Consider the following 14,070-nt stretch of genomic DNA (forward strand, 5'->3'; position numbering starts at 1 on the left):
CCGGTTATTGGACGACTCGGTGGACGACCGGAACTTCATCGGGACGGTCCTCGCCGATCGTATAAGCGTCAAGAATTTTGCCGGAAATGTCCTGATTCTGGTCTTTGTTGCTGTGAATAACCGCCAAAACGTCTCCGAATCGGACCGGATCGCCGACCTTTTTCCGAAGCGAAATGCCGACCGAATAGTCGATCGCGTCTTCCTTCCTCGCACGGCCGGCTCCAAGCAGCATGGCGGCGACGCCGATCGATTCCGCATCGACGGCTTGTACGTATCCTTCCTTTTCAGCCCGGACGCTTATCTGAAGAGCGGCCTGCGGCAGCAAGCCCGGATCATCCACGATCCCCGGATCTCCGCCTTGCGCTTCGACGAACTTGCGGAACGTCGCCAAGCCCTGTCCCGACTCCAATATTCCTTCGAGCGCTTCACGGGCTTTCTCGAAGCTAGGATACGCGCCGCCGGCTACGGTCATATGCGCAGCAAGCACCAGACAAATTTCTTTCAGCCTGGCTTCCCCGCCGCCGCGCAGCACCTCGATTGCCTCGGCCACTTCCAAAGCGTTGCCGACTTCAGTCCCGAGCGGCTCGTTCATATCGGACAAAACGGCGATCGTTTTACGGTTCAAGCTTTTGCCGATCGACACCATCGTGGCAGCCAGCTGTTCCGCTTCCTCCAGCGATTTCATAAACGCCCCGGAGCCTACTTTGACGTCAAGCACGATGGCATCGGCGCCGGAGGCGATTTTTTTGCTCATGATCGAGGAGGCGATCAGCGGAATCGAGTTGACCGTCGCTGTCACGTCACGCAGTGCATACAGCTGCTTGTCCGCAGGCGCCAGATTGCCGCTCTGGCCGACGAGCGCCATTTTGTTGTCGTTGACGTTGCGGATGAACTGCTCGCTTGGCAGCTCGATGCGGAAGCCGCTAATCGATTCCAGCTTGTCGACGGTCCCTCCGGTATGGCCGAGGCCGCGGCCGGACATTTTCGCCACGGGGACGCCAGCAGCGGCTACGAGTGGCACGACGATCAGACTTGTCTTGTCGCCGACGCCGCCCGTTGAATGCTTGTCGACTTTTACGCCGCGAATGCCGGCCAAGCTGACGGTATCGCCCGAGTTCGCCATCGCCATCGTCAGATCGGCGATTTCCTCCTCGTCCATCCCCTGGAAATAAATCGCCATCGCCATCGCCGACATCTGGTAATCGGGGATCTCCCCCTTGGTGTAGCCTTGAATGGCAAAGTAAAGCTGTTCCCGCGTCAGCCGTACGCCGTCGCGTTTGTTTTGTATCAGATCGACCATTCTCATGACCGTTCCTCCTTAAGATAAGCCGCTCAGACGGGTACGGCGCGCACGAACGATTTGACTAGCAGGGTAAATCTCGGCTTGGTCCGGTTCGCCACTTCCATCACCTGCTCGTGGGACAGCGGCTCCAGCTCCTCCCCGATCGCCATATCGGTTATGCACGAGATGCCCAGCACCTCGAGACCGCAATGTCTCGCCGCGATCACCTCGGCCACGGTGGACATGCCGACCGCGTCTCCGCCCAGCCTGGCAAGCATCTTGAGCTCCGCCGGCGTCATATAAGGCGGTCCGCTGATGCCGCAATACACACCTTCCTGCAGCTCCAGCGAGTCCCCGTCGTCAGAACGGATCAGGCTCGACAGCCGGTGAGCCAGTTCCCGGTACGATTTGTTGTAGGCTTCGGACATGTCCGGGAAGCGCACGCCCAGCCCGGCATCGTTTGTGCCGATCAGTGGATTGTCCCCCGTCATGTTCAGATGATCGCAGATCAGCATCAGATCGCCCGGACGGAACGCCCGATTCATCCCCCCCGCCGCGTTCGTGATGACGGCGGTTTGGACGCCGAGCTTGCGCATCACGTAAATCGGGGCCGCGACCTTGCGCATCGGGTAACCTTCGTAGTAATGAAAACGGCCTTGCATGACGATAACCGTTTTCCCTTCAAGCGTTCCGATGACGAATCGGCCCGCATGTCCTTCCACCGTGGACACCGGAAAATGCGGAACTTCGGAGAAATCGATGGTAATCGCATCCTCCACCTCGCTTGCCAAATCCCCCAGTCCTGAACCGAGCACAAGTCCGACGACGGGCTCGCGCCCGGCGATCCTGCCGCGAATATAGGCCGCAGCCTGATTGATCTGATCTACGTAGGTCAACTCCATGAACACAACAACCTCCTGAGCCAATAAGTTATAAAAGAGGATGTTCAAAAAGTCCACTTTTGATCACGATGCAGATCAGGAAGGCCTACTCGACATCGAATATGGGATTCAGCCGGAACTTCCGGTGCTCACGTAGCTGCCACTACGCTCCGCTCCTCATTTCCTAGCTTCATCCCATCTTCTCGGTGCTGAAAACCGGACTTTTTGAACTCGTATTAAATGTAAACGGATAATCCGACCAGACCGTTACAGTTTGGGTAAAACGGCCGATACAAGCTCCAGGAAGCTTTCCTTCACCCGTTCCGCAGTTTCCACCACTTCCGCATGGGAGAGAGGCTGATTCAAAATGCCTGCGGCCATATTCGTAATGCACGAGATGCCGAGCACCTCGATTCCCGCATGGCGCGCCGCAATCACTTCGGGTACGGTCGACATGCCGACGGCATCGGCGCCAAGCGTCCGGAGCATCTTGATCTCGGCCGGCGTCTCATAGGACGGGCCGAGCATTCCGGCATATACGCCTTCCTCCAGCCGGATGCCCAGTTGATCCGCCGCCTCTCTAGCGGCCTCGATCAGGCGGGCGCTGTATGCCTGCGACATGTCCGGGAACCGGACGCCGAGCGCCTCTTCGTTGCGGCCGATCAGCGGATTGCGGAACATCAGATTGACATGATCGTGAATTAGCATAAGGTCGCCGGGACGGTACCCGGTATTGACTCCGCCCGCCGCATTGGTGACAAGCAGCGATTGGACGCCAAGTGCCCGCATGACGCGCACGGGGAAAGCTACCGAAGCGACATCGTAACCTTCGTACAAATGAAAACGGCCCTTCATCAGGACGGCCTTCCGGCCTCCGATCGTGCCGACGAGCAGCTCGCCTGCATGACCTTCCACGGTGGACACCGGAAAAAACGGAATTTCTTCGTAATGGATGACGGTTACGTCCTCCATCAAATCCGCCAGCACCCCGAGTCCCGAACCGAGAATCAGACCGACCTCCGGGGCGTACGGAATCTCTTCTTCGATAAAGCGGACGGCTTCCGCGATCCGCTGTTCCATCGTGCTTGCGTTCATACAGCACCTCCGCTATTCGTGAAGCTCGGATAAAAAGCTGCTGCCGTGCTCCGGCGCCGGCAGGCCGAAGTTCTCCGCCACCGTCGCTCCCACATCGGCAAACGTCGCTCGTACGCCAAACGAAGCGGGCGACTTCAACTTCGGACTCCAGACAAGCAGCGGCACATACTCCCGGGTGTGATCCGTGCCCGGATGAGTCGGATCGTTGCCGTGATCGGCCGTGATCACCAATAGATCTTCCTCGCCGAGCCGTGCCATAATATCCGGCAGACGGGCATCGAATTCCATCAGCGCCTGCGCATAACCTTCGGGGTCCCGCCGATGACCGTATAACGAGTCGAAATCGACCAGATTCGTAAAGACCATGCCGCGGAAAGGCTGCTCCAGCGTCCGGATCGTCTCTTCGATGCCGTGTTCGTTGCTCTTGGTCGGCAGCGAGGCGGTTACACCTTCGCCCGAAAAAATATCGTTGATTTTGCCGATCGCGATACAATCGTATCCGGCATCCTTCAGTCGGTTCATCACCGTCGGCCCAGGCGGCTTGACTGCGTAATCGTGACGGTTCGCCGTCCGCTTGAACGAGCCGGGCTCCCCCATATACGGCCGGGCGATGACGCGCCCTACGGCGTATTCGCCCAGCGTAAGGCTGCGGGCGATCTCGCACGCCCGGTACAGCTCCTCAAGCGGAATCACTTGTTCGTGCGCGGCGATCTGGAAGACGCTGTCCGCTGACGTATATACGATCCAGGAGCCGGTACGTTTCTGCTCTTCGCCGAGCTCCTCTATAATTTCGGTTCCCGAGGCGGGCTTGTTGCCGAGTACGCCGCGGCCCGTGGCCTGTTCGAACTTGCGCAGAAGCGGCTCGGGGAAACCTTCCGGGTACGTCTGGAACGGGATCGTCACCTTAAGTCCCATCAGTTCCCAATGACCGGTCATCGTGTCTTTGCCGGCGGAAGCTTCGGCCATTTTGCCGTAATAGGCGGCAGGCCGATCCGCAGGGCGAAGATGCATTAGCGGCGCAATGTTGGCAAGCCCCAGCTTCTCCAGGTTCGGCAGCGCTAGAGCGGGCACCCGCTGAGCAATATGACCAAGCGTATGCGCTCCGGCGTCGCCAAAGGACGGGGCGTCCGGAAGCTCGCCAATGCCGACGCTATCCAGTACGATCAGTGCTATCCGTTTGAATTTCATAAGGATCCTCCGTTATGCAGGTGTACGGGGCAAATGTTTTCCATATTATCTCACGACCCCGGGACGAATGCAAAAGAGCCCCGGATCGCCCGGAGCTCAAGGGATGTTCGGTTGCGTATTGTTCCTTTTGCCGTATGCCGCAGCCTCTTCGACCCGGCGGACCGGATCGGATTGTCGTTATACAGGAATCGGCTCGTACGTATTGCTGTCCACAATTGTCGTTCCGGTTATTTGCGTGCCATCCGGCAGCGTAGCCAAACAAGTTCCTTTCTTGACCGAGACGAGAGCATCCAGGTTATAGCTGGCGGTTCCTCCGTTTTTGACGCTGTATTCCGCGACCCTGGCGGGGTCGCTCATCCGCAGCAAGAACGAGTTGTTATGGACATGGACGCTGCTTCCTTGGGACGGTCGGAAAAAGCGGACACCCAGCTTGTTTTGCGCCGTGCATATAAACGAATTTCCTTCGATCACGATATGACGTATGTCGCCGACGTCGTCGCAATCGAGGTAGATTCCGTAAGCGCTTCCAGTTCCACTGGCCGAGTAATCCTTGATCGTATTGCCCCGGATGACGATACCGGAATAGTCACCCCGCATTTGGATCGCCCGGTTGTATCCTTTCAGTACGTTGCCTTCGATTGTGATGTCGAAGTTCGAGCTCTTCCTGCCGCTGATCAGAACCGTCTTCAGATCAATGCCGGTTGGGGCTTTCATTCCTTCGAGTATGTTGCCTTTAATGATACCGCTGTTCGCTTGATTGAAAATAGCGATGGAGAAAGCGATATCGTTTTTGACGACATTGCCCTCGACCAGGAAATCCTGGGTTCTCTGAGTCACATTGACGCCGTTGCCGAATCCCTGGATGGAAAAACCGTCATAATTATGATCGAGTATATTTCCAATCGCAACGGGTTTTCTCGCGCCGCATAACCGTACACCGTGCTGGGAGCTGTATTTGACGATATTGCCCACGATCAGACAGTCTTCGCCCCGGATCACTTCAATCCCCGAACCTTCCGCCGTATTTGCAACATAGTTGTACATCACCTTCGTTCCCGCGGAATTTCCGGTAGAGCTGTAACCAACACGTATGCCCGCATCATCGCAGTTATCGAACCGGCAATATTCGATTATCGAACGTTTGGCATTTGCAATCACGATGCCGTCCACTTCCGAGTCTCCCCCGAAATATGTATTGGGACTGCATACGTTTTTGAACTGCAGATGGCCGACATATACATCGTCCGCGCCGTTTCCTATACTGATTCCTTTCAAGCCCACCGCCTGATATTGCAAAATCGTCGACACGGCGCCTTCGCCGAGCAGCGAAGTTCCCTTCTGCGCCGTCAGCCCGGCGGCCAGCCGATAGGTTCCCGCAGGAATATGCAGCGTTTCGCCGATAGCCGCATTCAGTGCAGCCTGCAATGCCGCAGAATCGTCGTGCCCGACATAAACACCTGACGCTGCTGAAACCGCAGGATGGGAAAGCGTAATCACATTGCCCGATATCGCTTCAATTTTCGCCAGCAGGTAGCTTCCGAACTGGACCGGTTCGATTCTCCCTGCGATTCCTGTAGAACCGAAGCTGACGCTTGCCAGTTGTCCGTTCTGAGCTCCGTTTGTTTTGGCGATATAAAACAATACGTTGGAGTTCGGATAACCTCCGGTCTGCCAATTCACATACGTTTTCTGCTTAAAGGCCGCGACAATTTCCTTCACTCCGGTTCTCGTTCCTTTGGTCATAGTCGCCGAGGCTTGCACCCCGGTCCCTTGGCCGAAATAAAAGGAGTCTCGCTTCTTGCCCGGTTCTATCGCCTGCAAAATAACGGTTGCCGAGCCGGAAGCTCCGCCGTTCGTCCAGTCCTCCATGTACCAGCCTCGGATCCGGTCGGCAATCTGCACAGCGCTTTCCCCAGCCTCAACCGGAATGAGAAACTGAACGGAATCAAGGACGAGTGCAATCGTTCCGGATTGCGAACAGCCGGACGTTACCGTGATTTCAACGGTCTCCTTGACGGCCGCAACCGTCACGGACTGCGCAGGTTCTCCGGGAAGCTCGACTGTAATCGTCCCTGCAGCCGCCGCTTCCTCTTCCAGGACGAGAGTCAGCACCTCGCGCTTCGGCGCACCGGCTCCTGCTATCAGAATCCCTTGTCCTGTCTCGAAATCGATCGGCGATGCGACGGTCAACTGATTGCTGCCAGCGGTCAGCGAACCTGTCGTTGATTGGGCCGATCCCGACACGGGGAATTCTCCCACTGACAACGCACCGGCTGCTCGGGCGCCAACTATCCGCTTGAATCTTTTGCCGTCCGCGCCTACCAGGATACGGTCTCCGTCGTCGACCGATGTAAGGTCGACAGGATCGTATCGGTAATGCCGTCCCGAATCTCGGACGAAATAAATGTAACCCGGATCGGGATCCGAATTCGTCTTCAGTTCGCTTAAATCGGTGGCGACAACGAAATCAATTCTCCGCAGATCGGGCAATCTTCTTCTCCCGCTAAGTCCGTAAACGGAGTCGGTCACCCCTGAATCTGAAGCGCTTACAAGACCGGCTGAAGCTAAAGCCGCCCCGGATAAAGTAAGTCCCATTGAAGCCAGCATTTTTCTTCTGCTAATTCTACTTCCGGATTGCGGGGTCCCCTCCGATGGATTTGCGGAATGACGGGGGTCTTGACGATCAGACATTATTACATCCCTCCTACATTGGATATGGAGCTGATTAGCTGATTGGCGTGCCGCGATCGCGCTCCTTTCCTATTGTATCATAATATGAAATCGATTACTTCAACAACTTTCAGACAACTCCTGCTTTGAGACGGCAGCTGCTGGCATGGCGAAAACAGCTGCCCGGCGACAAGATGACGCCCGTCGCTTTGGCGTTCATTTCATTCCTGCGCGCGGATGCGCACGATCATAAATTTCTTTCATCCGGGCCTTGGTGACCTGCGTGTACACCTGCGTCGTCGAGATGTCCGCATGGCCGAGCATTTCCTGCACCGCCCGCAGGTCCGCCCCGTTCTCAAGCAGATGGGTGGCGAACGAATGCCTGAGCGTATGCGGCGTTATTTCCTTATCGATGCCCGCTTCCCGGGCGTATCGTTTAATAATTTTCCAAAACCCTTGGCGGGTCAGGCGGGTACCGAGATGGTTAATAAACAGCGCGTCCTCGTCCTTCGACTGGCGTAGCAGCTGGGGACGCATCGACTCCGTATAATTGTCTAACCAGTGAGCGGCGATTTTGCCGAGAGGGATAATCCGTTCCTTGCCTTTGCCGATACAGCGGACAAAACCCATCGTCGGGTTCACGTCGTCGACGCCGAGCGAGATCAGCTCCGATACACGAATGCCCGTCGCATAGAGCAGCTCCAGCATCGCCTTATCGCGCATGCCGCCGGGAACCGTCGTCACCGGCGCTTCCAGCAGCCGCTCAACCTCTTCGACCGTCATCACCTTCGGCAGACGTTTTTCCAGCTTGGGCATTTCCACATCGAGAGACGGATCTTGGGTGATCGTTTTCTCCCGCAGCAAGTATTGGTAGAATGCCCGGATCGACACGATGTTGCGGGATACGGTCGTCGGCGCCCGTCCGAGCTGTTTCAGGAAAAGCAAATAATTCACAATGTGGGACTTGGCCGACTCCTCGATGGACGTTACACCTAGTCCGCCGATATGTTCGAGGTAATGGGTAACGTCGCGTGAATAAGACTCTAACGTGTTGCGCGACAGACCGCGCTCGACGGAGAGGTATTGGATAAACGATTGCATATGTCTCTTCATCGCCAAATGTTGATCCCCCAGTATGTCGTTCCTCATGTACAACACATATTCAACACCGGGATCGAATTTCCTGCCGGACCGAAGGATAAACGCAGATCAGCGACTCTTTCCACCCTTACTCCCCGTACTTGTAAAAAAACAGCAGCCGCTCCAGCATCGTATCCGGCTCCGTTACGCCGGCTTCGTCGCGGAATACTTTCACTGCTTTGCCTGTTGGCTCCTTATACCGCCCTGCCGGCTCGAACCAGCCCCCGAAAAACCGGAACAACTCGAACAGCATAACCGTCAAGATAACGAAAACGGCAATAAACTTCGTCCGAACCCACCATTTTCTCAACGAAACGACCATGGCCTGTCCTCCCTGTCCCAACATTGTTCAAGTCCCCACCCTTAACCTATGAGCCGATGGCGCGAAATATGCCCGTCAAACCATAGGGACAAACGGCAGATTGACCGCTTCCGCCACTGCCTGGTGCGTAATCCGGCCGGCATACGTATTCACTCCGAGCTTCAAAGGCGCATTATCATGAACCGCACGTTCGAATCCTTTGTCGGCCAGCTCGACCACATACGGCAGCGTAGCGTTCGTCAGCGCGATCGTAGACGTTCTCGGAACGGCTCCCGGCATATTGGCGACCGAATAGTGGATGACGCCGTGTTTCTCGTAGATCGGATCGCTATGTGTAGTAACCCGGTCGATCGTAGCAATCGTACCGCCTTGATCGATGGCGACGTCGACGATGACGGACCCTTTCTTCATCTGCCGGACCATATCCTCGGACACGAGCTTCGGCGCCCGCGCGCCGGGAATGAGCACCGCTCCAATCAGCAGATCGGCGGTTCGAACCGCTTCGGCGATATGGAACGGAGTCGACATGAGCGTCTTCACCCGTCCACCGAAGATGTCGTCGATGTATCGCATCCGGTCCCCGCTGCGCTCCACGATTACGACGTCGGCGCCAAGACCGAGCGCCATTTTGGCAGCGTTCGTCCCGACGATCCCGCCTCCCAGTATAACGACCTCTGCAGGCGGCACGCCCGGCACGCCGCCAAGCAGGACACCTCTTCCTCCGTAGAACCGTTCGAGAAAATGGGCGCCGATCTGGACCGACATCCGCCCGGCCACTTCGCTCATCGGCGTCAGCAGAGGGAGCCCTCCGTTAGGAAGCTGAATCGTCTCGTACGCAATTCCCGCTACCCGTTTTTGCACGAGAGAGTGGGTGAGATCAAGCGCAGCGGCCAGATGCAAATAAGTGAACACGATCTGATTTTCACGAAAAAATTCGAATTCCGAAGGAAGCGGCTCCTTGACCTTTACTATCAGATCCGCACGCTCCCATACGCCCGCCGCTTCCGGCACGACGATGGCGCCCTCGCGGGAATATTCCTCGTCCGTAAAGCCGCTTCCGGCGCCGGCTCCCGCTTCGATCAGCACTTCGTGCCCCGAATGTTTCAGCACGCGTGCGCCTCCGGGCGTTAGCGCAACTCGAAATTCGTTATTTTTGATCTCTTTCGGTACTCCTATCGTATAACGGTTAGCGCCCGTCATAATCCTCGCCTCCACAACTGCAGCATAAAATATTCGCTTCATGCTTAGCATGCGTTGGGAGAAATGAAAGTATCCGGGGGGCGGCTTGCACGAGCACAGCAGGCCCACAATGCAAAAATCCCCAAGCAGCGCTCTGCTGCCGGGGATCCGTTTAATTCCGCTCCGCATCGTTCGAATTTTCCTTATCCTTGCACCTGTGACAGATGCCTTGGAAATCGAGCCGATGGTCCAAAACTTTAAAATTATATTCCCGCTCCAATCTTTCTTCCAGCGGAGTCAACCAATCTTCCATGATCTCGTCGACCGCACCGCACTGCACGCATATCAGATGATGGTGATGGTGATGATTGCTTTCACTGCGCAAATCGTAACGGGCAACCCCGTCGCCAAAATTCATCTTCTCCACGACATGCAATTCGCTCAACAGCTCGAGCGTGCGATATACGGTAGCTAGCCCGATTTCGGGTGCTTTATCCTTGACGAGCAAAAAGACATCCTCCGCGCTCAAATGGTCTTCTTCATTCTCCAGTAAGACGCGTACAGTCGCTTCACGCTGGGGCGTCAGCTTGTAGCCTTGTGACTGCAGTTGCTGCTTAATTTTTTCGATACGCGCTTCCATGTTCCTCCCCCTCTTGAGCGCATTGGCGAGATGATCTAACCGTCGGATACAGCGCCCGGCGGAAATTGCCGCCATCCTCATTATAGGGGGAGCAACCATACAAGTCAAACTTTTTAGAATCATTTTAATCGAGAACGTTTTTCATACTATTTGGCGTTTTTGCTATTGTATTCCTGTATTTTTTTAAGGGCAGCCTCTTCCGCATTCCGCAATGCGGTGTTCAGATCCGCCTTGTCCAGCGCAATCTGATTGCCGAATGAGACGTACTGGCTGACCAAGGCCGCGTCATAACCCGCCTTGGCTGGAATCGGAGCGAACTTATTGTAGAATATCGCGTTCCAGTTCCGGTCCTTGTACGGCGATTCTTTGCCAAGCTCCTTACGGATCGAATCGCTTTGCAGCACCGGCATAATTCCTTTGCGGGCCAATTCGCTCTGGAATTCGTCAGAGATCATATATTTTAGCACTTCCGCAGCGGCTTCTTTATTACGCGCCATGTTCGTAATACCAAAGTAAGACGGGTACGACTGCGTTCCGATTCCTTTCTCCACGGTCGGGAACGAGACGATGTCCCAGTTAAGCGATTTCAGTTCCTGCTCCCATACATAGATCAAGCTTGACAAGTAACCGTACATTCCGACGGATTGTTCTTTGACAAACATGTTGATATCCGGGATTTTGTTCAGTTTTTTCATGCCATCCAAATATCCGGGAACACGCATCGGATCGAGATAGTAGGTCTGGAAATATTTTTTCCACCGGTCGTCCTTATTGATTGTCGGTGTGTCCGTTTGAATATCCGCATTTGGAATCGACAGCGGGTTCATCCGCATCATATGCGACGGCGAATGGGTGAATCCAAAATACTGGGTGTCGCCCTCGGTCCGGGTCAGCTTACGGGACAAGTCAACCATTTCACTCCAGGTAATACCGTCCTTCGGATAAGGAACCCCGAACTTGTCAAACAGTGTTTTGTTATAGTACATGATCAGATTATTTGTAAATACGGGAATTCCGTAAAGCTTGCCGCCCGAAGCTTGCTTGACCGCATCAACAACTGTAGGGTCAAGCCGGTTCAGATCGATTTTTTGCGACTTGATCAGCTCCGTCATATCGTACTGAATACCCGCAGGGAATGCGTTCGCCTCGAAATTGCCGATCGACTGGAAGAAAATATCGAATCTGGTGCCGTTCGCAATTAAATCCTCGAGCTGAGTGCCCGCACCTGCCCGCTGAATATATTTAATCGTCCAGTTCGGAAACTTTTTACGTATCGAATTACCGAACCGGTAATCGAAGCTTTCAACAGGGTCGCCGTTGTTGGAGTAAAACACGATTTCGGCAGGTTCTTTCGTGATATCGACGGCAGGGACTTCTTTACCGCCCGAATCAGCTCCTTCCGTACCGCTATTCCCGCAGGAAGCCAGCAGTACCATGCTCAGTGCAGCGGCCGTCAACGTTGTAAACGATTTACCTCTCATTCCAATTACCCCCTATACCTATTGATTTGATTTGTTGCAACTGTCTGAAGAAGAACTACAATAGAAATCGATTTCCATAGAAGTGAGGCTTGCCCTTGCAAATATACCTCGCGCCAATAATGAGTTGTCACCGTTGGATGCAGACACCAGCTGCCCGAAGTTAGCATGCGCTTTCAACCCATTGACGATCGCAACGATTCGATTCTGGACGTCACTCCTCTCTCTCGAAGCGGCAAGTTACTCGAGCAAGCATTCTTGCAAGCTGATTTGACTCCCCTCCGTTCCTCTTATTCCCATAATAAAGCGATTACATGTAATTGTAAAGAGAATACTTAATATTTTTGTATTAATGTAACTATTACATAAATTACGCAACTTTTAATATGCATCATTCCATGTTACAATATCGATATACAGCTGCGTATAACTCATATGGAAGGAATACGATTATGGCCACTTTAAAAGATATCGCTCATGCTGCCGGAGTTACGACGGCGACCGTTTCCCGGGCGCTGAACAACGAACCCGGCGTCAAGGAAAGCACTCGTCTCAAAATAATTGGGTTGGCTAAAGAAATGAATTACGTCTCCAGCTTATCCGCCAAACTGAAGTCCGAATCTCATTTGAGCAGCATCGGGATTATTTGGTCTCCGCCTGCAGGGCTGTTTTTCAACCATTTATGCAACGAGATTCAGCAGCAGGCTTCCAAACGCGGACATTATACGCTAGTTTCGTTTGCGCCGCCGGATGAAGCGATGCGACATTTTAACGACCATCATATCGAGAATATTGTGTTTTGGGCAGGTTCGGGCTGGACGCCGAGTCTAGGTTTTTTACATGAGAAACAGCGGTTCGAGGGAACCATGCTTGTTATGGGCGGCGCGAGCGCAGAAAATTCCCATCGACTCGGGATCGATCGGAAGGAGGCGATCATGAAGGCGGTCGAGCATTTGGCAGAGCTTGGCCATAAACGGATCGCTTACATTGGGAGATCGTCAGATAAGTTTATGGGGTATACGATGGGGCTGCTGGAGCATCGGCTGACATATGATCCGGATTATATTATTAATTCCTTGTCCGACCCTACGGCGGAACAGCAAGTTCTGAGAGTGCTAGGCAAAGAAGCGGGCTTCAGGCCAACGGCCTTTATAGTCGACAGCCACGGCGTCCTGATTGAATTCAATCATCTGATACGCAAGCTTGGGCTTCGCGTCCCGATAGATTTGTCGGTGGTCGCGTACGAGAGCATTCCCGAAATGACGAAGCTGTTTGAAGTTCCGCTCACCTCCATCGGACCGGGCATTCACCAGATGGCGGAACAGGTGATCTCGATCCTGCTGGACGAATCCGCATCCGTTCCCGAAGGCGAATATGTTGATCGTATGCTGTCTTGCGAGTTGATCGTCGGCCAGTCCGCGGCACCTCCTGCCGATGCCTAGCGGTCCTTCCGAAAAATAACGGAAAGTCGTGAGTCATCCGGCTTCGGCGATCAGCATCGGAGCTACCCACTTGATCATCACCGGCGACATGTAGGCTTCGAACATAGCGGCACCGAAGAGCAAGGCAGCCATACATAGCGTAAGGGACGTATAGCGGACGAACGTCGGATACAACGTGCCCCGTTTTTGGGCAAACCTGTTTTTGACGAGATATAGGGAGAAGGCGCAAGCGGAGACGCTGCACAAGACGAGCGCGGGAATCACGATCAGATTTTGGGGAGCGATCGAGACGAACGCGAACAGCATCCCTTTCCACGACAGCTGGCCGACCAAATATCCGACCGAGAACCCGACCAGCACGCCCTTCAAAAAGTCGAGCAAAAATATAAACGGAAGTCCGATCACGGACAATCCCAATATCCATATGAGCCCGATCCATTTCAGATGAAGCGAGATCGAATCGCGGAACGTCGTCTGGCCTCCGAGCTCGTCTCCCTGATGGACGATCTGAATAAAGCTGTTGACATGCCGCGCCATCTCCTCCTTCTGACCCGGCGACAGCGCGCCGACCATCAGCGCACCGAAAATGACGCCCATGACGAACAATACGGAGACAAACAAATACAACGGCAAATGTTCCTTCATATACAACCGCATCCGGTAGTTCCAGTTCATGACGGCTTCCTCCCCTTGTCCAGCTCGATTCATTCTATGAACCGGCAAGGAAAACTATGACTGAACTCTACGAAAAGA

At 54.5% G+C, this 14,070-nt stretch carries 12 protein-coding genes; 1 reads left to right on the forward strand and 11 read right to left on the reverse strand.

The window, feature by feature from the left end; all coding sequences use genetic code 11:
- Window positions 1-4: 4 nt before the first annotated feature.
- The 10 genes from IDH45_RS05210 to IDH45_RS05255 form a co-directional block, all read right to left on the reverse strand.
- Window positions 5-1,306 (reverse strand): pyrimidine-nucleoside phosphorylase, encoded by a 1,302-nt coding sequence (locus IDH45_RS05210; RefSeq protein ID WP_190925338.1) that lies wholly within the window; start codon window positions 1,304-1,306, stop codon window positions 5-7.
- Window positions 1,307-1,332: 26 nt separating this feature from the next.
- Window positions 1,333-2,184, reverse strand: coding sequence for a purine-nucleoside phosphorylase (locus IDH45_RS05215; protein WP_190925340.1), 852 nt, complete (start codon window positions 2,182-2,184; stop codon window positions 1,333-1,335).
- A gap of 246 nt (window positions 2,185-2,430) precedes the next feature.
- A complete protein-coding gene (locus IDH45_RS05220; RefSeq protein ID WP_190925342.1) occupies window positions 2,431-3,258 on the reverse strand; it encodes a purine-nucleoside phosphorylase in 828 nt (275 codons plus the stop codon).
- 12 nt (window positions 3,259-3,270) lie between these two features.
- Window positions 3,271-4,446: a phosphopentomutase gene (locus IDH45_RS05225; RefSeq protein ID WP_190925344.1), complete on the reverse strand. Its 1,176-nt coding sequence runs from the start codon at window positions 4,444-4,446 to the stop codon at window positions 3,271-3,273.
- A gap of 177 nt (window positions 4,447-4,623) precedes the next feature.
- A complete protein-coding gene (locus IDH45_RS05230) occupies window positions 4,624-7,053 on the reverse strand; it encodes a right-handed parallel beta-helix repeat-containing protein (RefSeq protein ID WP_190925346.1) in 2,430 nt (809 codons plus the stop codon).
- 279 nt (window positions 7,054-7,332) lie between these two features.
- Window positions 7,333-8,229, reverse strand: coding sequence for a site-specific tyrosine recombinase XerD (gene xerD, locus IDH45_RS05235; protein WP_190925444.1), 897 nt, complete (start codon window positions 8,227-8,229; stop codon window positions 7,333-7,335).
- 115 nt (window positions 8,230-8,344) lie between these two features.
- Window positions 8,345-8,578 (reverse strand): DUF4227 family protein, encoded by a 234-nt coding sequence (locus IDH45_RS05240; RefSeq protein ID WP_190925348.1) that lies wholly within the window; start codon window positions 8,576-8,578, stop codon window positions 8,345-8,347.
- Window positions 8,579-8,653: 75 nt separating this feature from the next.
- The gene (gene ald / locus IDH45_RS05245; RefSeq protein ID WP_190925350.1) at window positions 8,654-9,778 is read right to left on the reverse strand and encodes an alanine dehydrogenase; all 1,125 of its coding nucleotides are present in this window, start codon (window positions 9,776-9,778) and stop codon (window positions 8,654-8,656) included.
- Between the two features lie 151 nt (window positions 9,779-9,929).
- Entirely contained in the window at window positions 9,930-10,397 is a 468-nt protein-coding gene (gene fur / locus IDH45_RS05250; protein ID WP_190925352.1) for a ferric iron uptake transcriptional regulator, read from the reverse strand.
- Between the two features lie 146 nt (window positions 10,398-10,543).
- On the reverse strand, window positions 10,544-11,878 hold the full coding sequence (locus tag IDH45_RS05255) for an ABC transporter substrate-binding protein (RefSeq protein ID WP_190925354.1): 1,335 nt from the start codon (window positions 11,876-11,878) through the stop codon (window positions 10,544-10,546).
- Window positions 11,879-12,327: 449 nt separating this feature from the next.
- On the opposite strand from IDH45_RS05255, the gene IDH45_RS05260 reads away from it, so the two are divergent.
- Window positions 12,328-13,317 carry a LacI family DNA-binding transcriptional regulator gene (locus tag IDH45_RS05260; protein ID WP_190925356.1) on the forward strand — a complete coding sequence of 330 codons (990 nt, stop codon included), beginning with the start codon at window positions 12,328-12,330 and terminating at the stop codon, window positions 13,315-13,317.
- Between the two features lie 33 nt (window positions 13,318-13,350).
- Here IDH45_RS05260 and spoIIM read toward each other — a convergent pair whose 3' ends face one another.
- The gene (spoIIM, locus tag IDH45_RS05265; RefSeq protein WP_223836382.1) at window positions 13,351-13,992 is read right to left on the reverse strand and encodes a stage II sporulation protein M; all 642 of its coding nucleotides are present in this window, start codon (window positions 13,990-13,992) and stop codon (window positions 13,351-13,353) included.
- Window positions 13,993-14,070: the final 78 nt, after the last annotated feature.

Source organism: Paenibacillus oceani (assembly GCF_014705615.1).
Taxonomy (GTDB): Bacteria; Bacillota; Bacilli; order Paenibacillales; family NBRC-103111; genus Paenibacillus_AB; species Paenibacillus_AB oceani.

Coding starts and splice junctions, on each gene's coding strand:
- IDH45_RS05210 (WP_190925338.1), bottom strand. CDS start 1,306: ATGAGAATGGTCGATCTGATACAAAACAAACGCGACGGCGTACGGCTG.
- IDH45_RS05215 (WP_190925340.1), bottom strand. CDS start 2,184: ATGGAGTTGACCTACGTAGATCAGATCAATCAGGCTGCGGCCTATATT.
- IDH45_RS05220 (WP_190925342.1), bottom strand. CDS start 3,258: ATGAACGCAAGCACGATGGAACAGCGGATCGCGGAAGCCGTCCGCTTT.
- IDH45_RS05225 (WP_190925344.1), bottom strand. CDS start 4,446: ATGAAATTCAAACGGATAGCACTGATCGTACTGGATAGCGTCGGCATT.
- IDH45_RS05230 (WP_190925346.1), bottom strand. CDS start 7,053: ATGCTGGCTTCAATGGGACTTACTTTATCCGGGGCGGCTTTAGCTTCA.
- xerD (WP_190925444.1), bottom strand. CDS start 8,229: ATGAAGAGACATATGCAATCGTTTATCCAATACCTCTCCGTCGAGCGC.
- IDH45_RS05240 (WP_190925348.1), bottom strand. CDS start 8,578: ATGGTCGTTTCGTTGAGAAAATGGTGGGTTCGGACGAAGTTTATTGCC.
- ald (WP_190925350.1), bottom strand. CDS start 9,778: ATGACGGGCGCTAACCGTTATACGATAGGAGTACCGAAAGAGATCAAA.
- fur (WP_190925352.1), bottom strand. CDS start 10,397: ATGGAAGCGCGTATCGAAAAAATTAAGCAGCAACTGCAGTCACAAGGC.
- IDH45_RS05255 (WP_190925354.1), bottom strand. CDS start 11,878: ATGAGAGGTAAATCGTTTACAACGTTGACGGCCGCTGCACTGAGCATG.
- IDH45_RS05260 (WP_190925356.1), top strand. CDS start 12,328: ATGGCCACTTTAAAAGATATCGCTCATGCTGCCGGAGTTACGACGGCG.
- spoIIM (WP_223836382.1), bottom strand. CDS start 13,992: ATGAACTGGAACTACCGGATGCGGTTGTATATGAAGGAACATTTGCCG.